Genomic DNA, 19,907 nt, shown 5'->3' on the forward strand with positions numbered 1-19,907 from the left:
GCGGGGCGGGCGCATGAGTCTGCTCACCACCCTCGCCCGGCTGGAGGCCGTCCGCAGCGGCCGGGCCGAGCCGCTGGCCACCGTCCGGCACCGGCACCTGTCCGACCGCCCGATGGTGCTGGTCCCGCTGACCGCCGCCGGCGAGTCCGGCGCGCCGCTCGCGGTGCTGCTCGGCACCGACCGGGACGCGCCCCGGCTGCACCTGGTGCCGCAGCCGCTCAACCGCACCCTGCGGTTCGACTTCCTGGCCGAGCTGGCCGCCGACCTGCTGCCCTACCTGGAGTCCTTCGCCGAGGACGTCGAGCAGATCGAGGGCTCCGAGAAGGACCCCGAGAGCGGCGAGAAGACCCAGGTGTTCCGCGAGCTGTGCGCGGACGCCCCGCAGCTGATCGTGCCGAACGGCGCGGGCGTGCACCACCTCGCCCTGATCGGCCGCTCGACCCGTTTCCGCCGCACCGCCGAGGACGCGGAGCCGGGCCCGTACCCGGCGCCGGTCCGGGTGCCGCTGCTCGGCCGCTGGCTGACCCACCTCACCGACCGCGCCCAGGTGCCCGGGTCCTCGCTGCTGCTGCCGATGACCGGCCTGCTGGCCCGGCACTGGGCGACCGGCCAGAGCCACCTGGAGGACCAGCACCTGGCGGCCCGGCTCGCCTGGCACCACCCGCCGGCCGGTCTGACCGGCGCGCAGGCGGCCGAGCTGGCCGAGTCCGCCCGGGACGACCGGGGGCAGCTGCTGCACCCGCCGGCCGGGCCGACGACCGACCCCCGCTTCGACGAGTTCGTGCTCGCCCCGGCGATCACCCGCTACGACGCCGCGGTGGGCGCCCTGCAGCACAGCACCGAGCAGCGCGACGAGGCCGCCGCCGTACGCGCCCGGGCGGCCGTGCGGGCCGCGGTGACGGCGCTGGAGGAGGCGCTGTCGACCGTCCTGCTGCCCACCTGGCGGGACGTCTGGCGGGGCCTGGACCTGCTGCGGACCCTGCCGCCGGCCGGTCACCTGGAGGAGCGCTGGACCGGCGACCGCTGGTCCTACACCGGCCACCGGGACCGGCTGGCGGCCGGCGAGCCGCCGCAGCCCCGGCAGGACGACGCCGTCACCGCGGCCCGCAAGCTCGCCCAGCGCGAGCGCGAGCAGGCCCGGCTCGACGTCCAGGAGGCGCTGGACGATCCGCTGGCGATGGCCGAGCACCGGCTGGCCGGCGAGGCGTTCAGCGGCGTGGTCACGGAGGTGGTGCCGGACTGGGACACCACCGGCCGCTCCCCCAAGCCGCGCCCGCTGGTCACCCTGCGCACCGCCGACCGTCCGCACGCGGACCTCGGCCGCGAGGTGCACCGCGTGCACGGCGCGTCCGCGCAGAAGGCCGAGATCGTCGCGGTGGACACCGCCGGGGGCACCCTCACCCTGCGGGTGCTCTCCGGCATGGGCCGCCGGAAGGAGCCGGAGCCGGGCAGCCTGCCCGAGCCCGGCGAGTCGGTCACCTTCACCCTGTTCGAGCTGACGGTGCGCCAGTCCGCGCCGCTGCCCGAGCCGGACGACACCCCCTGGACCCACGGCGGCCCGCCCGGCGCCGCGCCCGTACCCGCCCCGTCCGCCCCGTCCGTCTCCGAGGAGTGGGAGTGAGCCGTCCGATGACCCCCGAGCAGGCCCCGGGCGAGGCCGCCGACGCCGCGGTGGCCCGGATCCTGGCGGCCACCGTCCGGCCGCCGGCCGGCGCCCCGCGCGGCGTGGTGGTGGACTCCCCGCCCGGCGCCGGGAAGTCGACGCTCGTGGTGCGGGCCGCGCGCGAGCTGGTCGAGGCCGGCGAGCGGCTGATGATCGTCGCCCAGACCAACGGCCAGGTGGACGACCTGGTCGGCCGGCTGGCCGGGAAGGCGCCGGAGCTGACGATCGGGCGACTGCACGCCGCGGACTCACGGCCCGGCCCGGAGGTGCTGAAGCACGCCAACGTGACGCCCTCCGACAAGGTCGCCGACCTGGTCGAGCACGACGTGGTGATCTCCACCGCGGCCAAGTGGCAGTGGGTGCGGGCCGAGGCCCCGTGGCGGCACGCGATCGTCGACGAGGCGTACCAGATGCGCTCGGACGCCCTGCTCGCGGTGGCCCGGCTGTTCGAGCGGGCGCTGTTCGTCGGCGACCCGGGCCAGCTGGACCCGTTCACCGTGGTCGGCACCGAGCAGTGGGCCGGGCTGTCGTACGACCCGTCCGGCAGCGCGGTGGTCACCATGCTGGCGCACAACCCGGAGATCGAGCCGCACCGGCTGCCGGTCTCCTGGCGGCTGCCCGCCAGCGCCGCGCCGCTGATCTCGCGGGCCTTCTACCCGTACACGCCGTTCCGTTCCGGCACCGGCCCGGACGACCGCCGGCTGACGGCCTCCGTGCGTCCGGACGGCTCCGCCCTGGACGCGGTGATCGACCGGGCCGCCGAGCACGGCTGGGCCCTGCTGGAGCTGCCCGCCCGGCACACCGTACGGACCGACCCGCAGGCCGTGGCGGCCGTCGCGGCCACCGTCCGCCGGCTGCTGGAGCGGGGGCTGACCGCCCACTCCGAGCAGGGCGAGGCCCCGCTCACCGCGGACCGGGTCGCCGTCGGCACCGCCCACCGGGACCAGGCGGCGGCCGTGCGCGCGGCGCTGCTCAAGGCGGGCGTGCCGGTGGACGGCGCGGCCGGTCCGGCCGTCACGGTGGACACCGCCAACCGCCTCCAGGGCCGCGAGTACGACGTCACCGTGGTGCTGCACCCGCTCTCCGGGCGCCCCGACGCGACCGCCTTCCACCTGGAGACCGGCCGGCTCTGCGTGCTCGCCTCCCGGCACCGGCACGCCTGCATCGTGGTGGCCCGGGCCGGGATCGCCGAGCTGCTGGACGAGCACCCCGCGACCGAGCCGGTGCAGCTGGGCGTGCCGGTGACCTTTCCGGACGGCTGGGAGGCCAACCACCAGGTGCTGCACCACCTGGGCGGCCACCGGGTCCACCTGAGGTAGCCGCCGGTGTCAGTCCTCGGTCTCGCAGACCGCGAACGCCACCACCGGGCCCCGCTCCGTCCGTGCGCTCCACCCGCGCCCGTCGGCGGTGGGGCCGGTGGCGCGCACCGGGCCGTCCGCGTCCGGCTGGAGCCGGTAGCCGCCGCCGGTCAGGTGGGTGCCGGACGGGCAGGTCGCCGTCGAGACGCCGTCCGCGCCGCTCGGCTCCCCGGTGACCACCAGGGCCGTCTCGGCGGCCGAGGCGGGCGGGGCGACGGCGGCGACGGCGAGCAGCGCGCCCGGCAGGGGCAGGACGGACAGGGCGAGGGCCGTGAGGCCTCTTCTCACACGCATGGGGGTTCCCTCCAGCTCGGTCGGACGACCGGGTACACCGGGACAACCGATTCGCATGCGATCCGGAAGCGCGGCGCGGGAGGCGCACGCCCGGCGCGAGCCGGGGAATAGCGCTCGCGTGCGCACCGTTCCGCTACCGGCCACCGCCGCGAGACAATGGACGGCGGCCACGACCGGGCGGCGCAGCCCGGAGCAGATTCCTTCCACCCCCACCCGAGACCCGGAGGTGTCCGTCCATGCCCGACTCCCCAGAGTCTTCCGAGCCCACCAGGCGCCTGCGTCCGGTGCAGCTGCTGTTCGAGCCGCAGTCCGCCGAACCCGAGCCGGAACGATTCTTCGACCTGGAGTCGATCGAGGACCCGGCGGAGCTGCTGCGCCGCTCCACGGAACTGGCCCTGGCCTTCCGGGCCGCCGCCGAGCGGGCCACGGACTTCCAGGCGGTCGCCGCCGCGCAGCTCGCCGACCCGCGCCGGTTCGACGCGCTGTCCGACGCCGAGGTCGCCCGGCGGGCGGACTGGACCCCGGACTACGCCGCCAAGATGATCGAGTACGGCCGCACCCTGCTCCAGCCGCGCCGGCACGAGGACTGAGCCCCGCGCCCGTCCGCCGGACACGGGCCGCTGGCATATGCGCGGCGGGGAAGGGTACGCCGTCCCCCGCCGCGCTGTCCGGCGAACAGTGCTTTCCGTCCCGGCGCGGGCGGGCGCCGCGCAGGCTGCTCCCCGTGGAGATCTGGACACAGCAGTCGGTGACGCAGCAGTCGGTGACGTACCCGTCGGCGACATACCCGTCGGTGATGCACCCGTCGGTGGAGTACGTCGGCGCGGCCGGGGAGGCCTGGCTCGCCTCCGCCAGCGAGTACCCGCGCAGCATGCGCGCCCTGTGGGAGAGCCGCCCCTGGGCGCCGTCGGTGCTGCCCTGCGGGCGCGCCTTCGACGTGATCAGCATGCCGGCGCTGTTCGGCCGCCGGGTGCTGGACGAGCTGTGGGCCTCCGGACCGGGCTGCGGGCCGGTGGCCGTCCACCGGGGGCGGATGCTGCTGTTCGTCCAGCCCGGCGCCGCTCCCCGGCTGCGCCGGCTGCTGGCCTGGGAGGAGTGGGCCCGGGACGTGCCGCCGCTGCTGTGCCACGGCAGGGGCGACGCGGTGACCGTGCCGCCCCTGCAGCGGATGGTGAACAGCCCGGACTCCCCCGGGCAGGGCGCCGGCCGGTGGATCGTCGCACCCGAACAGCGCAGTCCCCGGCTGCCCGGCGCCGCGGTGGTGCTCTGGGCCTGCGTGCGGGCGGCGCGCGAGCCGGTTCCCGCCGGGGCGCCCGTCGTGACCGGAGGGTGAACGCGGGGCGGCCGGTATTCGATTTTGGCTCGGCCGCACGGCGCTGCTAGAGTCTTCTCTGTCAGCAGGCGCCGCTAGCTCAGTTGGTTAGAGCAGCTGACTCTTAATCAGCGGGTCCGGGGTTCGAGTCCCTGGCGGCGCACAGACAGCCGGAAGGCCCTTCGCGAGAGCGAAGGGCCTTCCGGCGTTTCGGCGTCCGCCCTCCCGTACGCCCGCCTCCCGCCCGCCTCCCGCGCGTCCTTCCGTTCCCACGCCGCCCACGTGCCCCCCGGCACGCTCCGGATGGCAGGAAAGGTGGGAAGCAGGTCATTGCTGCCACCGCCCCCCCGTTGGGAGGCTGGCCGTATGAGAGCGCACAGCGTGGTCATCGTCCTCTTCGAGGGCGTGCAGAGCCTCGATGTGACCGGCCCCCTGGAGGTGTTCGCGGGGGCGGGCCGGGCGTCCGGGCAGCCCCCGGCCTACCGGGTGACCACCGCCTCCCCCGGCGGCGGTCCGGTGCGCAGCCACAGCGGACTGCGGCTGCTGCCGGACGCGGACCTGGCCGAGGTCGGGGCGGTGCACACCCTGCTGGTTCCCGGCGGGATGGACACCGAGCGCCCGGACCCGGCCCTGGTGGCACGGATCCGGGAGCTGGCCGGACGGTCCGAGCGGGTGGTGTCGGTGTGCACCGGCGCCTTCCTGCTCGCCGAGGCCGGACTGCTGGCCGGACGCCGGGCGACCACCCACTGGGCCTACGGCGAGGAACTGGCCCGGCGGTTCCCGGACGTCGAGGTGGACCCGGACCCGATCCACGTCCGGGACGGGCGGATCGCCACCTCGGCCGGGGTCACCGCCGGGATCGACCTGGCACTGGCCCTGGTGGAGGAGGACCTCGGGCGCGAAACGGCCCTGCTGGTCGCCCGCCACCTGGTGGTCTTCCTGCGCCGGCCGGGCAACCAGGCCCAGTTCAGCACCCAGCTGGCCGCCCAGGTGGCGGCCCGGCGGCCGCTGCGCGAGGTGCAGCGGTGGATCGCCGAGCACCCGGAGGCCGACCTCTCGGTCGAGGCGCTGGCCGGCCGGTCGGCGCTGTCGCCGCGGCACTTCGCCCGGGCCTTCGCCGCCGAGGTGGGGGTGCCCCCCGGCCGGTACGTGGACGGGGTCCGGCTGGAGGCCGCCCGGCGGCTGCTGGAGGACACCGACGACGGCATCGAGGAGATCGCGCGCTCCTGCGGCTACGGCACCCCGGAGGCGATGCGGCGCGCCTTCGTCCGGGCCCTGGCCGCCCCGCCCGCCGAGTACCGACGCCGCTTCCGACCCGAACCCACCGGAGGTCACTGATGCGCATCGCCATCCTGCTCTACCCCGAGTTCACCACCCTGGACGCGGTCGGCCCGTACGAGGTGCTGTCCCGGATCCCCGGCGCCGAGGTGGTGTTCACCGCCGCCGAGCGGGGGCCGGTGCGCAACGACCTCGGCAGCCTGGCGCTCGTCGCGGACGCCGCCCTGGACGAGGTGGACTCGGCCGACCTGCTGCTGGTGCCCGGCGGGCCCGGGACGGAGGCCCAGCTGACGGACCGGGCCGTGCTCGACTGGGTGCGCCGGGTGGACGCGACCACCACCTGGACCACCTCGGTCTGCTCCGGCTCGCTGATCCTGGGCGCCGCCGGGCTGCTCAAGGGCCGCCGGGCCACCAGCCACTGGGGCGTCCTGGACCGGCTGCCGCACTACGGGGCGGAGCCGACCGGGACGGAGCGGGTCGTCATCGACGGCAAGTACGCCGTCGCCGCCGGGGTCTCGGCCGGGATCGACCTCGCCCTGACGCTGGCCGGCGTGATCAGCGGGGACACGACCGCGCAGGCGATCCAGCTGCTGATCGAGTACGACCCGCAGCCGCCGTACGCGTCGGGCTCCCTGGCGAAGGCGTCCCCCGAGGTGGTCGAGGCGGTCAACCGGCTGATGGTGCGCTAGGTGTACTGACCACGGAGGCCGCGCCCCGCCGGGGCGGGAAGGCGTGGCGGCGGGCGGCGGTGGCCACGGCGAGGACGGGGAGCATCAGCGCGAGCACCGTCCAGGGCAGGGCGCCGGTGCCCAGGCCGCTCAGGACCAGGCCGCCGACCACGCCGCCGCCCGCCATCGCGGCGTTCCACAGGGTCACCAGGACGGCCTGGGCGGCGTCCGCCCGCTCCCCGCCCGCGTCACCGAGCGCGGTCTGGAGCAGGGTCGGGACGCCGCCCCAGCCCAGGCCCCAGAACAGCGCCGCGACGTACACCGGCGGCGCGCTGCCGGACCGCACCGCGAGGACGGCCGCCGTCAGCGCGACCAGCAGCGCGGCGCCGATCGTCAACTGCCGCAGCCGGCGGTGGATGTGCGCGCCGATCAGCCAGACGCTCGCCAGCGAGGCCAGCCCGAAGACCAGCAGCACGGTGCCGGTGGCGCCGCCGAGGCCGGCCCGGTCCAGGAAGGGCGCGATGTAGGTGAACAGGATGGTGTGCGCGAGCACGAAGAGCACCGTCACGGTGAGCACCAGCCGCACGCCGGGCACGGCGAGCGCCTCGCGGACCGGTGCCCGCTCACCGGCCGGCTGCCCGGGCTGGTCCGGCAGCAGCGCCGCGATCCAGCCGATCACGCCGACCGCCAGTGCCGTCATGGCCAGGAAGGGCACCCACCAGGCGAGCACCTGCCCCAGGAAGGTGCCGACCGGCACTCCCAGCGACAGCGCGACCGGCACGCCCGCCATCGCCACCGCCATGGCCCGGCCCTGCTGCTCGACCGGCACCAGCCGGCGCGCGTACCCCGCGAGCAGGGCCCAGGCCAGGCCGGCCGCGACGCCCGCGAGGAAGCGGGCGGCCAGGGTGAGCGGGTAGCTGGTGGAGACCGCGGTGACGGTGTTGGCGACCGCGAAGCCCGCCATCGCGGAGAGCAGCAGCCGCTTGCGGCCCCAGCCGGCGGTGGCCGCGCTGAGCGGGATCGCGGTGACGGCGGAGCCGATCGCGTAGACGGTGACGGTCTGCCCGGCCGCGGACTCGCCGACCCCGAGCGCCTCGCTCATCCCGGGCAGCACGCCGGCGGGCAGGTTCTCGGTGAGACCGGTGACGAAGACGGCGGTGGCCAGGGCGAGCAGGGCGGACAGGGGAAAGGGCTTGCGGGGTACCGGGGTTGTGAGCTGTGTGGTCGCCATGGGGCCATGCTCGGACCTCACACCGGTGTCAGGTTCAAGCATGGCCCCGAAGGCGTCGGCTCGCGGGGCATCCGGCCCGCAGAACGTCCGAATGACCGGGGCGTCCGGGTCGGCGGAGCGTCCGGGTCAGCGCCCGAAGTAGCCGTTGAAGTTCTTGGAGAACTCCTGGCCGCCGAACCGGTCCCAGTTGATCGACCAGGTCATCAGCCCGCGCAGGTTCGGCTGCGCGCCCGAACGCGGCACGTAAGTCCCGCAGTTGGCCAGCTTGGTCAGGCAGTCGAGCGCCTTGTTCACCTCGGCCGGGGCGACGTAGCCGTTGCCCGCGTTGGTGGTGGCCGGCATGCCGATGGCGACCTTGGAGGCGGGCAGCGCCGGGAACACGTTGCTGGTGTTGCCCGCCACCGGGAAGCCCTTGAGCAGCATGTCGGTCATCGCGACGTGGAAGTCGGCGCCGCCCATCGAGTGGTACTGGTTGTCCAGGCCCATGATGGAGCCGGAGTTGTAGTCCTGGACGTGCAGCAGGGTGAGGTCGTCGCGCAGCGCGTGGATGACCGGCAGGTACGCCCCGGCCCGCGGGTCCTGGCCGCCCCAGGGGCCCGATCCGTAGTACTGGTAGCCGAGTTGGACGAAGAAGGTCTCCGGCGCCATGGTCAGCACGAAGCCCGGGCCGTACTTGGCCTTGAGGGTCTTCAGCGCGGAGATCAGGTTGACGATGACCGGGCTGGTCGGGTTCTTGAAGTCGGTGTCACCGGTGTTGAGGGAGAGCGAGTGCCCCTCGAAGTCGATGTCCAGGCCGTCCAGGCCCCACTTGTCGATGATCGCCGAGACGGAGCTGACGAAGGTGTCCCGGGCGGCGGTGCTGGTCAGCTGGACCTGGCCGTTCTGGCCGCCGATCGAGATCAGCACCTTCTTGCCCTGGGCCCGCTTGGCGGCGATGGCGGCCTTGAACTCGTCGTCCGACTCGACGCCCGGGCACTCGGTGGCCGGGCAGCGGTTGAAGCGGATGTCGCCGGAGGTGACGGAGGTGGGCTCGCCGAAGGAGAGGTTGATGAAGTCCCAGGAGTTCGGGACGTCGGCCATCCGGGTGTAGCCGGCGCCGTTGGCGAAGCTCGCGTGCAGGTAGCCGACCAGGGTGTGGCTGCCGGCGGGCGGGCTGGTGGGCGTGCCCGTGGGGGTTCCGGTGGGTGTTCCGGTCGGGGTGCCCGTCGGCGTCCCGGTCGGGGTCGCGGTCGGCGAGGCGGTCGCGGTGGGTGTCGGCGTGGGCGTCGGGCTGGGCGCGCCCGGGCCGTCCAGCGAGATGTCGTCCGCGTAGTAGGTGCCCTGGCCGTACCAGCCGTGGGTGTAGACGGTGGCGCTGGTCTGGCTCGCGCCGGTGGTGAAGCTGAGGCTGAGCTTCTGGTACGCGCCGCCGGTGCCGGGCGTCCAGGTGCTCGGGCCGCCGCCGTCCACGCCCAGGTAGACGTACGAGCCGTTGACGAAGGCGCTGAGCGTGTAGGTGGTGTTCGGGGCGACGGTGACGCTCTGGCCGCACTGGGCGGTGTCGCCGGCCGTGGCGGCCGCGGCGAGCGCGCGGCTGCCGCCGTGCACCGGGCCGGTGACGACGCTGCCGGAGTTGCCGGTGCAGCTCCAGGGGCCGAGCGAGCCGGACTCGAAGCCGCCGTTGGCCAGGAACTCGCCGGCCGAGGCGGCGGGGGCCAGGCCGAGTGTGACGCCGACCAGGGCGGCTGCGGCGACGGCGGAGGCGGTACCGGCGGCGACGGCCGCGCGGCGGCTCGTGACCGGGGTTCCGGGGACGGGTGTTCTGCGCATGCGGGCGCTCCTGCGATGGCGCGGTCGTGGGGGACGTCCGAGGGCACGCCGGAGCACGCGCCAGTGGGGGGAACGGCCCGGCCTGGCACCCAAGTTGGACTAGACCACTGAAGTGGATTCGACCGGGCGGTGTCAATGGTCCAGACCGGTTCCCGGCTTCTCCGGTTGCCGGGGGTGACACCCCGTCGAAGGATGGAGGGGTGACCCCGCCCGGCTACCTCCGCCACCCCCACCTGCACGGCGACCTGCTCACCTTCACCGCCGAGGACGACGTCTGGATCGCCCCGCTGGACGCCGACGGCGCCGGCACCGGCCGGGCCTGGCGGGTCGGCTGCGACCGCACCCGGGTCAGCGACCCCCGCATCTCCCCCGACGGCACCACCCTCGCCTGGACCAGCTGGCTCGGCCTCACCCCCGAGGTGTGGACCGCCCCGGTCGACGGCGGCCGGGCGAGCCGGCTCAGCTTCTGGGGCAGCCAGGACACCCGGGTGCGCGGCTGGCTGCCGGACGGCGAGATCCTGGCCGTCACCTCCTACCACGAGCCCTTCGGCCACTACACCTGGGCGCACGCCCTGCCACCGGACGGCTCACCCGGCCGCCGGATGCCCTGGGGGCCGGTCGGCGACGCCCAGATGAGCCACGAACGGACCGTGCTGCTCACCGGCGCCGCCCCGCACGCGCCCGCCGCCTGGAAGCGCTACCGGGGCGGCGCCACCGGCCGGCTCTGGGTGGACGGCGAGCGGATCCTGCCCGAGCACACCGGGCACCTCGCCGCCCCCATGCCGGTCGCCGGCCGGGTCGCCTTCCTCTCCGACCACGAGGGCATCGGCAACCTCTACTCCTGCCGCCCCGACGGCACCGACCTGCGCCGCCACACCGACCACGCCTCCTACTACGCCCGCGAGGCCGCCACCGACGGCACCCGGATCGTCTACCAGCACGCCGGCGACCTCTGGCTGCTGGACGGCCTGGACGCCCCCGCCCCGCGCCGGCTGCGCGTCCCGCTCGGCGGCGCCCGGGCCGGCCGCCGCCCGTACCAGGTCGGCGCCGCGAGCCAGGTCAAGGACCTCGCCTGCGACCAGACCGGCCGGGCCGGAGTGATCACCGTGCGCGGCAGCCAGTACTGGCTCACCCACAAGGACGGCCCGGCCCGCGCGCTCGCCGACACCCCCGGGGTGCGCACCCGGCTGCCGGTGGTGCTCGGACACACCGGCGAGGCGGCCTGGATCACCGACGCCGAGGGCGCCGACGCGATCGAGGTGATGCCGCTGCCCGGCCACGCCGAACCGCCGGGCCACGCCGGGCCGCGGAAGCACCACCACCGGGTGCTCGCCGCCGGACGGATCGGCCGCGTCCTGGAGCTCACCGCCTCCCCCGACGGCAGCCGGCTCGCCGCCACCACCTCGGACGGACGACTGCTGCTGGTCCGCGCCGCCGACGGCGAGGTGCGCGAACTGGCCGCCTCCGGCTACGGGCCGGTCTCCAGCGCCCGCTTCTCCCCCGACTCGCACTGGATCGCCTGGTCCGAGCCGGTCGCCGGGCGTTCACTGCGCCGCATCCGGCTCACCCGCACCGACGCGCCCTCCTCGACCACCGACGTCACCGACGGCCGGTTCGAGGACGAGCAGCCGGTGTTCACCCGGGACGGCCGCTACCTGGCCTTCCTGTCCTGGCGCGGCTTCGACCCGGTCCACGACGTGCACACCGGCGACCTCTCCTTCCCGCTCGGCTGCCGCCCGTACCTCGTCCCGCTCGCCGCCGACACCCCCTCGCCGTTCTCCGCCCCGGCCGAGGACGGCGCACCGCACCACGACGGCGACGGCACCGTCTGGGTCGACCCGGACGGCATCGGCGAGCGGCTGCTCCAGTTCCCGGTGATCGCCTCCAAGTACTCGGCCACCGACGCGGTGCGCGGCGGCCTGGTCTGGCTGCGCTGGCCGATCTCCGGCACCCTCGGCCAGACCTTCGCCAGCCCGGAGGACACCTCGGGCCGCCCCTCGCTGGAGCACTTCGACCTGGCCCGGGGCACCCGCAGCACCGTGGTCGACAAGCTGGACGGCTACGCGGTCTCCGGGGACGGCGGCTCGATCGCGGTCTACTCGGCCGGGACGCTGCGGGTGATCCCGGTCGGCGCCCCCTCCGCCGGGACCACCGTCGACCTGCGCCGGATCACCCACACCGTGCACCCGGCCGCCGAGTGGCGCCAGGCCTACCACGAGGCGGCCCGGATCGTCCGGGACCAGTTCTGGGACGAGCGGATGTCCGGCCTGGACTGGCCCGCGCTGGTCGCCCAGTACGAGCCGCTGCTGGACCGGATCTGCTCCCCCGACGACTTCGCCGACCTGCTGCGCGAACTCCTCGGCGAACTCGGCACCTCGCACGCCTACGTCACCCCGTCCCGGCGCGCAGAGGGCCCCACGCTCGCCCAGCAGCCGCTCGGCCTGCTCGGCGCCAACGCCCGCCACGCCCCCGACGGCCGCTGGCTGGTCGACCGGGTGCTGCCCGGCGAGACCTCCGACCCGCGCGCCCGCGCCCCACTGGCCGCCCAGGGCGTCCGGGACGGCGACGAGTTCCTGGAGATCGGCGGCCGCCCGGTGGACCCGCTGCGCGGACCGCTGCCGCTGCTGGCCGGCACCGGCGGCAGCACGCTCGAACTGGCCCTGCGCAGCGGCCCGGACGGCCCGGTGCGGCGGATCGTGATCACCCCGCTGACCGACGAGCGGCCCATCCGCTACCAGGACTGGGTGACCAGACGACGCGCACTGGTGCGGGAGTTCAGCGACGGGCGGTGCGGCTACCTGCACATCCCGGACCTCGGCGGCTCCGGCTGGGCGCAGTTCAACCGGGACCTGCGGCGCGAGCTGGACAAGCCCGCGCTGGTCCTGGACGTCCGCGGCAACGCCGGCGGCAACGTCTCCGAACTGGTGCTGGAGAAGCTCTCCCGGCATGTCCTGGCCTGGGACTTCAGCCGGGACCGCCGACCGGTGCGCTGGCCCCGGCACGCACCGCGCGGACCACTGGTGGCACTGGCCGACGAGGCCACCAGCTCGGACGGCGACGTGATCATCGCGGCGATCAAGCTGCTCGGGCTCGGCCCGGTGATCGGCACCCGCACCTGGGGCGGGGTGGTCGGGATGAGCGGGCGCCACACCCTCGGCGACGGCACCCAGATCTCGGTGCCGAAGAACGCCTCCTGGTTCGGCGGCGGGCTGGGCTGGTCGGTGGAGAACCGGGGCGTCGAGCCGGACGTGCACGTGCTGCGCACCCCGCGCGACTGGGCCCGGGGGCGCCATCCGGAGCTGGTCGCGGCCGTCCAGCTGGCCCTGGAGCTGCTGGAGGACGCGCCCGCCGCGGCGCCCCCGCCGGAGTCCACGCCCCGGCCGGACCTGCGGCGACCGCCGCTGCCGCCGCGTGCGGGGTGATCCCCGGGCTCAGTCAGCCCCAGGGGTCGCCCTCGGCGGTCATGTTCTCGGCGGCGCGCCGGTCGTCCTCCTCCTGGGCGAGCCGTTCCTGCTGCTCCCGGGTCCGCTCGACGTCGTTGCCGTAGGCGTCGGCGGCCTCGTCGTGGGCGAGGGCGGCGCGCTGGGCGGCCTCCTGCCCGGTGGACTCGTGCTGCGGCCGGTGGAACAACCTGTCGAAGATGCCCATGACTCCTCCAAACGGGGTGGACGGGAGGTCGGAAGACCGGGCTGCCCCCACTCTCACACCGGGTGCCCACGGGCGCACCTTGAGCCTTTGGTCCCTGGTGGACGCGCCCAAGGACCGTAGCCGCGGGCCCTCGGCCGGGCGCAGGTTGGGGCCGTCGGCGAAATCGACGCCACCCTCTGGAGCCCGCTGTGACCGTCGCACATCCCGGAAGCCACGCCCGGCGCACCGCCGAGGACCCGCACGACGGACCGCGCCGGCGGGTCGGCCCGCTGGCCGCGCTGGACGGCCGGCTGCCCGGCGCGCACGACCTGCTGCTGATGCAGTGCCCCAGCTCGCTGCGGCCCCTCGCCGGCGGCGAGCTGCCGCCGTGGGCGCGGGCGGTGCTGCGGGCGCACCCCTGGGTGACGGTCGGCCGGGCACCCGCCGTGGTCGGCAGCCCGGTGGACCTCCCGCACCCGCAGCGCTGCACCCGGGACCCGGAGGCGGCGCCCGAACTGTGGTTCCCGGTCACCGTGCGCGGCCCGCGCCCCGGACAGCGGATGGACGCGCTGGCCCCCTGGGCGGCGGTGGCCCGGACGCTGCGGCCCGAGCAGCTGGTCGAACGGCGCGAACGGCTGGCCCCCGAACGGCTGGCCGGCATCCCGGCGCTGGCCCTGCTGCCGGAGGTCGGCCGGCTGGTGGCGGACCACCGGCTGCCCTGGGGCCCGATCGGCGCGGTCGGCTACGAGCTGGGCAGCGGGGTGCCGGTGAGCGGACCGCTCAGCCCGCTGCGGCTGGTGCTGCGCTGCCCGCAGCCGATCAGCCGGCGCGACGCCCTGCAGCTGCGGCGGGCGCTGACCAAGCTGCCGGTCCCCGTGCAGGCCGAGCTGGAGACCCGGCACGGCTCGGTCCAGCTGGCCGAGTACGCCTCCGGCGCCCACAGCCTCACCCTGCTCACCCCGGACGGCCCCCGCGAGGTCCGTGACCCGTGGTTCCCCCGGGGACCGTTCGTCTGAGCGGCCGGACCGGTCGGGCGGCTCCCGCCGGAGCCGGGGCAATCTCGGAGTTGGCGCGAGGGCGCGGCACCCGCGACGATGGAGCGTCCTCCGACCGTCCCGGACAAGGGAGTTGCCCCGTGCCGCACATCACCATCGACAACGGACAGCCGGGAATCAGCGGGCTGCTGGCGCTGCGCCCGGACACCGCGGCCCCGCTGGGGATGCTCGCCAACGCGCTGCTGCGGGACCCGGCCCCGATGAGCCGGGGCGAGCGCGAGCTGGTCGCCGCCTACGTCTCGCGGCTCAACGGCACCCGCTTCTGCGAGGGCTCCCACAGCGCCTTCGCCGCGGCGCAGTTGGACGGCGGCGAGGACCTGGTGAAGGCGGCCCTGACCGATCCCTCGGCCGCGCCGCTCACCGAGCGGATGCGGGCCCTGCTGCGGATCGCGGCGGAGGTGCAGAAGCAGGCCGCGCCGGTTTCGAAGGAGGCGGTGGCGGCGGCCCGCGCGGCCGGCGCCGGTGACACCGAGATCCACGACACCGTGCTGATCGCCGCCGCGTTCTGCATGTACAACCGGTACGTCGACGGTCTGGCCACCGACCTTCCCGAGGACCCGGGCTACTACGCCGAGGGCGCGAAGCGGATCGTCGACTCCGGCTACGCCCGCGGGAACTGAGCAGCGGGGGCCGGAGCACCGGGCGGGGGCCGGCGGGGGCGGCGCCCCCCGGCGGCGGTGGCGCGCCGCGCCCCGGGCGGTGGGGCGGGAGCCGGTGTCCCACGCCCCACCCCACACCAGGGGGCCGGTGTATCGCTGGGACCAGCTGCTGTCGGCGTCCACCGTGACGGTGAAGTCGTACCAGCCGTTGTTGTACGCGACCGCGTTGAAGACGTCGCCGACGCTGCCGCCGGCCGGGACCTGGTACGTCCAGGGGCCGTCCGTCCGGTAGTTGTTCGAGGCGATGGTGAAGGTCACCGCCGTGCTGCCGGAGTTGGCCAGCTCGAACCGGAGCGCGAGCTTCCCCGTCCCCGGCTCGACCGCGTACGAGGCGGTGACGGCCGCGTTCCTGCCCGCCTTGGTGAGGTCGCCGGTGAAGCGGCGCAGGAAGCGGTTCGGGCCGACGACGGTCAGGTCGTACTTGCCGTTGCCGAAGCCGTTGGTGCCGCAGTTGAAGAAGTCGGTGACGGGGCTGCCGGAGTCGACGGTGTACTGCCAGGGGCCGCCGCTGCGGTAGGCGTTGGCGTAGGCGGCGAAGTGGGAGGCCCGGGCGGCGCCGTCGTTGGACATCTTCACCCAGACGTGCATGACGCCGCCGGCGTCGGCGTCCCAGTGGTCCAGGTTGGCGTTCGGCTGGTACGGCAGGGCGCGCGCGGGCCGGGTGCCGGACTCCTGCACCGGCAGCTGGTTGTTCACCGGGGCCGGGTTGGGCAGCGGGCCGCAGGCGGACAGGCCGATGGTCTGCGAGGTGTCGGGCAGCGCGGGCAGGCCGTACACCGGGTGGGCGAAGTCGAACACGCTGGTCAGGTCGCCGCAGACGCGGCGGCGCCAGTCGCTGATGTTGGGACAGGCGGCGGGCTTGCCGAGGGCGGCCGTCCAGACCTCCAGGAAGCGCAGCACCGAGGTGTGGTCGAAGGTCTCGGAGTTGACCCAGCCGCCGCGGGTCCACGGCGAGACGGCGATCAGCGGGACGCGGAAGCCGAGGCCGATGTTGGTGCCGTTGTAGAACTCGCCCGGGGTGCCGGCCGGGGCGGCCGGCGGCGGGACGTGGTCGAAGAAGCCGTCGTTCTCGTCGTAGTTGAGGAACAGCACGGTGGAGTTGAAGACGTTCGGGTCCGCGTTGAGCGCGTCGATCACCATGTGGACGAAGTGCGCGCCGTCGGCCGGGGTGGCGTACGGGTGCTCGGAGGAGGCCTGGTCGGCGACGATCCAGGAGACCTGCGGGAGGGTGCCGGCCAGCACGTCGGCCTTGATCGCGGCGGCGATGTCGTCCGGGGTCCTCCCGGTGGCCTTGGGCACCGAGCCCATGCCCTTGACCGCCAGCGGGCTGCCGGCCGGGGCGCCGGTGAAGTTGGTGAAGTACGCCAGGGCGTTGTCGCCGTAGTTGTCGGCGGCGTTCTGGTAGACCTTCCAGCTGACGCCCGCCGTCTCCAGCGCCTCGGCGTAGGTCTGCCAGCGCAGGCCCTTCTCGTCGCCGCCGTCGTAGGCCGGGCCGCCCGCGGCGCCGGACGGGTCGATCTGGCCGGACCAGTGGTAGGTGCGGTTGGGGCCGGTCGCGCTCAGCACGGAGCAGTGGTAGGCGTCGCAGATGGTCCAGTTCTCGGCCAGCGCGTAGTGGAACGGGATGTCCTGGCGGGTCAGGAAGCCGAGCGTGCGGACGTTGCCCTTGGCGGCGACCCAGGAGTCCAGCTTTCCGCCGTTCCAGGCCTTGTGCTGGTCGGACCAGCCGTGGCTGAGGTCCCCGTTGCACTGGGCGAGGCGCTCGGGGTCGGCGCCGCCGGCCGGCTTGGTCTGGCTGAACTGCCACGGGTACTGGCGGCCGAACAGGCCGTTGGGCTGGTTGAAGACGCTGTAGCCGCCGGATATCTGGATCGCGCTGCGGTCGGCGAAGCCGCGCACGCCGCGCAGCGTGCCGAAGTAGTGGTCGAAGCTGCGGTTCTCCTGCATCAGGATCACCACGTGCTGGGCGTCGGTGATGGTGCCGGTCGTGCCGAGCGCGGTGGTGGCGGCGGTCGCGGCCGTGCCGCCCGGGGCGGCCCCCGCGGCGGCACCGGTGCCGGCCACCGCGAGGCCCGCCGCGGCGGCACCGGACAGCGTGACGAACTTCCTACGACTCAACTCGGCCATCAGCCCGGCCCGTCCCTTCGCTGGCGATGTTGTGCACACAAGTCGGAGCTCACTCGATCGCGCAGCAGTCTCCACCGCGCGCGAAGCGGCCCACCAGATGCGTGCGGCAGGATTGGCGGACTGTTCGTCGGGGCGTCACCGAGCGACGCCCGGCTGAACGGGCGAAGGGGGCCGGGTGCTCAGCGGTCCTTGACCTCGATTCCCAGTGCGTGGGCGAACTGCGGTGCCAGTTCCATCAGTTGTGGGGAGCTGATGACCGCGCCGCGCAGCCCCTGGTGGCCGTCGGCCAGGCCGAGCCGGACGGCGCCGCGCAGGTCCGTCCGGCTCAGCGTCGCGCCGCGCAGCCGGACCTCCTCCAGGGTCGAGCCGGGGAAGGACACCCCGGTCAGCTTCGCCCCGCCGAAGTCCACGTCGCGCAGCAGGCAGTCCTCGAACACGACGTCCCGCAGGACCGCCGAACGCAGGTTGACCGCCTCCAGCTTGCAGCCCCGGAACACCACCCGGCGCAGCGCCGAGCCGTACCCGGCGACCCCGGCGAGCACCCCGCCGACGAAGGAGCTGTCCTGCCACTCGGAGTCGCTCAGGTCGCAGGCGACCCAGCGGCCGGCCTGCACCCACACCTCGTTGAACCGGGCCTGGCGCAGCTTGACCCCGCTGAGCGCGACACCGGTGAAGGCGCACTCCAGGAAGGCCGCCCCGGCACCCGACTCGTCGGTGTGCTCGCCCCCGTCGAAGTGCGCGGTGTCGTACCGCTCGTCGCTGCGCAGCGGCCCGGTGTGCGGGCGCAGCAGCTCGGCGTACGGGAGGTCGGCGAGCCGGTCGGGGACGGCACGGGACATGGCGGTGGCTCCTGGCGGTCGGGGGCGGAGGGGTCTCGCCCGCATGCTCGCACGCGGCACCGACAACGCCCGGCAGCGACGACACCCGGTTCCGACGGCACCCGCGGCGACGACACCGGTTCCGACGACGTCCGGCACCCGGCACCCGGCGACGCCCGGCAGCAGCGCCGGCCCGACACCTCCCCGACACGGCGGTGCCCCGGACCGGCCGCCTCGGCGCGGCCGGTCCGGGGCGTTCACCGCTCGGGTCAGCCGCGCACCCAGAGCGAGTTGACGCGGGTGCGCTCGGCGCTGTTCGGGTACGGGTTGGTGCAGGAGGTGCCGGGGCCGCCGCCCGACATCAGCTCGCTGCACGGACCGGAGTAGTGGTCCGGCAGGCCGAGCACGTGCCCGGTCTCGTGCGCCACCACGCGCACCGAGCTGTACTGCTGGTTCTGCTGGTAGTCGAGGAAGACGTAGCCGCGCCCGTGGCCGTCGGTGCTGGCGTAGGAGCCGCGGCTGTCGTTGCCCTCGTAGTAGCGGAAGTCGGCGGCCGAGCCGGACCGCAGCTGGACGTTGGCGACCGAACCGTTCCAGATCTGCGCGGCCTGGGATATCTGGTTGCGGAAGGACGGGGCGGAGCTGGCGTCGTAGGTGACGGTGACGGTCGCCAGGCCGGGGTTGGCGGCCTGCTTGGCCTTGGCGGAGGCCATCACGGCCTGGAAGAAGGCCTGGTTGTTCGCGGCCTCCGCGGCCGAGCCGGCGTACGTCGAGGCGGTGTAGCCCTGCACGGCCGGGGCGGCCGGGGCCGCGGCGGCGGCCGTGGTGGGCAGGACGGCGAGGCCGGCCGCGAGGGCGAGGCCGAGGGTGGCGGACAGCACGGATCGCTTCATGTGGGGGCTCCGATTCCTTAGGTGACGTGGCCGGTTGGGGGCCGGCCCGGGGGAACACCTGGTCAACGGGTGGTGTCCCCAGAGCTTCGGGCAACCCGGTGCGTGCGCGGATGATGCCAACCCGCGATAGCACCGTCCAATACCCCTGTGACGGGGCCGAATTGAGTTGTCTTTTCCTGGCCTTGACTCAATCGTTCCCCTGGCATTCCGTTCCGGCGGCGGCTAGGCTCCCGTCCGGGGAAGTACCCGGTGCGGCGGGCCGCCCGATTCCGGCCGGGCGGCCCGCCGCTCCGAACCCGCCTGCGGGCCGGGTCAGTTCCGCGCCGCGAGTCCGTTCTCCCAGAGGGAGTCGACCTGGCCGCGCTCGTTGCCGTCGGGGTACGGGTTGGTGCAGGACGGGCCGGGGCCGCCGCCCGACATCAGCTCGCTGCACGGACCGGAGTAGTCGTCGGGCAGGCCGAGCACGTGCCCGGTCTCGTGCGCCGTGACGCGGAGCGAGCTGTACTCCTGGTTCTGCTGGTAGTCGAGGAAGACGTAGCCGTGGCCGTGGCCGTCGGTGCTGGCGTAGGAGCCGCGGCTGTCGCTGCCCTCGTAGTACGAGAAGTCGCCGCTGCCGCCGGTCTCCTGGAGCCGCACGTTGCGCACCGAGCCGTTCCAGATCTGCGCGGCCTGGGATATCTGGCCGGTGAAGGAGGGCGCGTTCGCGGTGTCGTAGGTGACGGTGACGGTCAGCAGCCACGGGTTGGCGGCCTGCCGGGCCTTGGCGGAGGCCATCACGGCCTGGAAGAAGGCCTGGTTGTCCGCGGTCTCCGCGGCCGAGCCGGCGTACGTCGAGGGGGTGTAGCCCTGGACGGCGGCCGGGGCGGCCGGGGCCGCGGCGGCCACGGTGGCGGGCAGGGTCGCGAGGCCGGCCGCGAGGGCCAGGCCCAGGGCGGCGGACAGCACGGATCGCTTCATGCGGGGCTCCGGTTTCGCGGTGCGCCGCCGCGCCGGGGCCGGTGGGGGCCGGGCCCGGGGGCGGTGCACGGTGGGGGCCGTCCCCGGCGGTGACCGGGGCGGGTTGCTGCCCCCGAGCTTCGACCCGCCCGGGGCCCTCGCGGATGATGCCAACCGGC

Annotated in this window: 16 protein-coding genes, 1 tRNA gene and 1 pseudogene; 10 read left to right on the forward strand and 8 right to left on the reverse strand. The window is 75.0% G+C overall.

Going from position 1 to position 19,907, the window contains the following annotated elements; genetic code table 11:
- Positions 1-13 precede the first annotated feature (13 nt).
- Positions 14-1,621 (forward strand): hypothetical protein, encoded by a 1,608-nt coding sequence (locus ACFVHV_RS14845; RefSeq protein WP_380351445.1) that lies wholly within the window; start codon positions 14-16, stop codon positions 1,619-1,621.
- Between the two features lie 8 nt (positions 1,622-1,629).
- On the forward strand, positions 1,630-2,982 hold the full coding sequence (locus ACFVHV_RS14850) for an AAA family ATPase (RefSeq protein ID WP_359909006.1): 1,353 nt from the start codon (positions 1,630-1,632) through the stop codon (positions 2,980-2,982).
- Positions 2,983-2,991: 9 nt separating this feature from the next.
- On the opposite strand, the gene ACFVHV_RS14855 is transcribed toward ACFVHV_RS14850, so the two are convergent.
- A complete protein-coding gene (locus ACFVHV_RS14855) occupies positions 2,992-3,315 on the reverse strand; it encodes a hypothetical protein (protein ID WP_359908998.1) in 324 nt (107 codons plus the stop codon).
- Between the two features lie 236 nt (positions 3,316-3,551).
- Here ACFVHV_RS14855 and ACFVHV_RS14860 point away from each other — a divergent pair, with 236 nt between their 5' ends.
- The 5 genes from ACFVHV_RS14860 (at position 3,552) to ACFVHV_RS14880 (ending at position 6,594) form a co-directional block, all read left to right on the forward strand.
- Positions 3,552-3,905, forward strand: coding sequence for a hypothetical protein (locus ACFVHV_RS14860; RefSeq protein ID WP_074005111.1), 354 nt, complete (start codon positions 3,552-3,554; stop codon positions 3,903-3,905).
- 206 nt (positions 3,906-4,111) lie between these two features.
- Positions 4,112-4,648, forward strand: coding sequence for a bifunctional DNA primase/polymerase (locus tag ACFVHV_RS14865; protein ID WP_359909009.1), 537 nt, complete (start codon positions 4,112-4,114; stop codon positions 4,646-4,648).
- Positions 4,649-4,716: 68 nt separating this feature from the next.
- Positions 4,717-4,790: transfer RNA gene (locus tag ACFVHV_RS14870), tRNA-Lys, on the forward strand.
- Positions 4,791-4,993: 203 nt separating this feature from the next.
- Positions 4,994-5,965 carry a GlxA family transcriptional regulator gene (locus tag ACFVHV_RS14875; protein ID WP_380351446.1) on the forward strand — a complete coding sequence of 324 codons (972 nt, stop codon included), beginning with the start codon at positions 4,994-4,996 and terminating at the stop codon, positions 5,963-5,965.
- Entirely contained in the window at positions 5,965-6,594 is a 630-nt protein-coding gene (locus ACFVHV_RS14880) for a DJ-1/PfpI family protein (RefSeq protein WP_380351448.1), read from the forward strand. The genes ACFVHV_RS14875 and ACFVHV_RS14880 overlap by 1 nt, the downstream gene beginning before the upstream one ends.
- Here the strand turns inward: ACFVHV_RS14880 and ACFVHV_RS14885 are convergent.
- Positions 6,572-7,804 (reverse strand): MFS transporter, encoded by a 1,233-nt coding sequence (locus ACFVHV_RS14885; protein WP_380351450.1) that lies wholly within the window; start codon positions 7,802-7,804, stop codon positions 6,572-6,574. The genes ACFVHV_RS14880 and ACFVHV_RS14885 overlap by 23 nt on opposite strands.
- Before the next feature lie 126 nt (positions 7,805-7,930).
- Positions 7,931-9,613, reverse strand: a complete 1,683-nt coding sequence (locus ACFVHV_RS14890; protein WP_380351451.1) for a chitinase — start codon at positions 9,611-9,613, stop codon at positions 7,931-7,933.
- 200 nt (positions 9,614-9,813) lie between these two features.
- Here ACFVHV_RS14890 and ACFVHV_RS14895 point away from each other — a divergent pair, with 200 nt between their 5' ends.
- Positions 9,814-13,035 (forward strand): S41 family peptidase, encoded by a 3,222-nt coding sequence (locus ACFVHV_RS14895; RefSeq protein WP_380351453.1) that lies wholly within the window; start codon positions 9,814-9,816, stop codon positions 13,033-13,035.
- Between the two features lie 13 nt (positions 13,036-13,048).
- On the opposite strand, the gene ACFVHV_RS14900 is transcribed toward ACFVHV_RS14895, so the two are convergent.
- A complete protein-coding gene (locus ACFVHV_RS14900; protein ID WP_359901784.1) occupies positions 13,049-13,261 on the reverse strand; it encodes a hypothetical protein in 213 nt (70 codons plus the stop codon).
- Positions 13,262-13,449: 188 nt separating this feature from the next.
- Here ACFVHV_RS14900 and ACFVHV_RS14905 point away from each other — a divergent pair, with 188 nt between their 5' ends.
- Together ACFVHV_RS14905 and ACFVHV_RS14910 are read left to right on the forward strand one after the other, a co-directional pair.
- Positions 13,450-14,256, forward strand: coding sequence for a phosphoribosyl-dephospho-CoA transferase MdcG domain-containing protein (locus tag ACFVHV_RS14905; protein WP_359901787.1), 807 nt, complete (start codon positions 13,450-13,452; stop codon positions 14,254-14,256).
- A 119-nt stretch (positions 14,257-14,375) separates the two neighbouring features.
- Positions 14,376-14,915 carry a carboxymuconolactone decarboxylase family protein gene (locus ACFVHV_RS14910; protein ID WP_359901790.1) on the forward strand — a complete coding sequence of 180 codons (540 nt, stop codon included), beginning with the start codon at positions 14,376-14,378 and terminating at the stop codon, positions 14,913-14,915.
- 90 nt (positions 14,916-15,005) lie between these two features.
- Here the strand turns inward: ACFVHV_RS14910 and ACFVHV_RS14915 are convergent.
- The 4 genes and pseudogenes from ACFVHV_RS14915 to snpA (ACFVHV_RS14930) all read right to left on the reverse strand — a co-directional run.
- Positions 15,006-17,081 (reverse strand): annotated as a pseudogene (locus ACFVHV_RS14915) (phosphocholine-specific phospholipase C); the annotation flags it as partial.
- A 179-nt stretch (positions 17,082-17,260) separates the two neighbouring features.
- The gene (locus ACFVHV_RS14920; protein WP_359901796.1) at positions 17,261-17,920 is read right to left on the reverse strand and encodes a pentapeptide repeat-containing protein; all 660 of its coding nucleotides are present in this window, start codon (positions 17,918-17,920) and stop codon (positions 17,261-17,263) included.
- A gap of 248 nt (positions 17,921-18,168) precedes the next feature.
- Positions 18,169-18,792, reverse strand: a complete 624-nt coding sequence (snpA, locus tag ACFVHV_RS14925) for a snapalysin (protein WP_359901799.1) — start codon at positions 18,790-18,792, stop codon at positions 18,169-18,171.
- A gap of 312 nt (positions 18,793-19,104) precedes the next feature.
- Positions 19,105-19,749 (reverse strand): snapalysin, encoded by a 645-nt coding sequence (gene snpA / locus ACFVHV_RS14930; RefSeq protein WP_380351455.1) that lies wholly within the window; start codon positions 19,747-19,749, stop codon positions 19,105-19,107.
- Positions 19,750-19,907 lie beyond the last annotated feature (158 nt).

Source organism: Kitasatospora sp. NPDC127116 (assembly GCF_042677365.1).
GTDB lineage: Bacteria > Actinomycetota > Actinomycetes > Streptomycetales > Streptomycetaceae > Kitasatospora > Kitasatospora lactacystinica.

Bases quoted from the DNA above. Each gene is read 5' to 3' on its own strand.
- ACFVHV_RS14890 (WP_380351451.1), bottom strand. From the start codon at position 9,613: ATGCGCAGAACACCCGTCCCCGGAACCCCGGTCACGAGCCGCCGCGCG.
- ACFVHV_RS14860 (WP_074005111.1), top strand. From the start codon at position 3,552: ATGCCCGACTCCCCAGAGTCTTCCGAGCCCACCAGGCGCCTGCGTCCG.
- ACFVHV_RS14880 (WP_380351448.1), top strand. From the start codon at position 5,965: ATGCGCATCGCCATCCTGCTCTACCCCGAGTTCACCACCCTGGACGCG.
- ACFVHV_RS14885 (WP_380351450.1), bottom strand. From the start codon at position 7,804: ATGGCGACCACACAGCTCACAACCCCGGTACCCCGCAAGCCCTTTCCC.
- snpA (WP_380351455.1), bottom strand. From the start codon at position 19,749: ATGAAGCGATCCGTGCTGTCCGCCGCCCTGGGCCTGGCCCTCGCGGCC.
- ACFVHV_RS14900 (WP_359901784.1), bottom strand. From the start codon at position 13,261: ATGGGCATCTTCGACAGGTTGTTCCACCGGCCGCAGCACGAGTCCACC.
- ACFVHV_RS14845 (WP_380351445.1), top strand. From the start codon at position 14: ATGAGTCTGCTCACCACCCTCGCCCGGCTGGAGGCCGTCCGCAGCGGC.
- ACFVHV_RS14865 (WP_359909009.1), top strand. From the start codon at position 4,112: ATGCACCCGTCGGTGGAGTACGTCGGCGCGGCCGGGGAGGCCTGGCTC.
- ACFVHV_RS14855 (WP_359908998.1), bottom strand. From the start codon at position 3,315: ATGCGTGTGAGAAGAGGCCTCACGGCCCTCGCCCTGTCCGTCCTGCCC.
- ACFVHV_RS14850 (WP_359909006.1), top strand. From the start codon at position 1,630: ATGACCCCCGAGCAGGCCCCGGGCGAGGCCGCCGACGCCGCGGTGGCC.
- ACFVHV_RS14920 (WP_359901796.1), bottom strand. From the start codon at position 17,920: ATGTCCCGTGCCGTCCCCGACCGGCTCGCCGACCTCCCGTACGCCGAG.
- snpA (WP_359901799.1), bottom strand. From the start codon at position 18,792: ATGAAGCGATCCGTGCTGTCCGCCACCCTCGGCCTCGCCCTCGCGGCC.
- ACFVHV_RS14875 (WP_380351446.1), top strand. From the start codon at position 4,994: ATGAGAGCGCACAGCGTGGTCATCGTCCTCTTCGAGGGCGTGCAGAGC.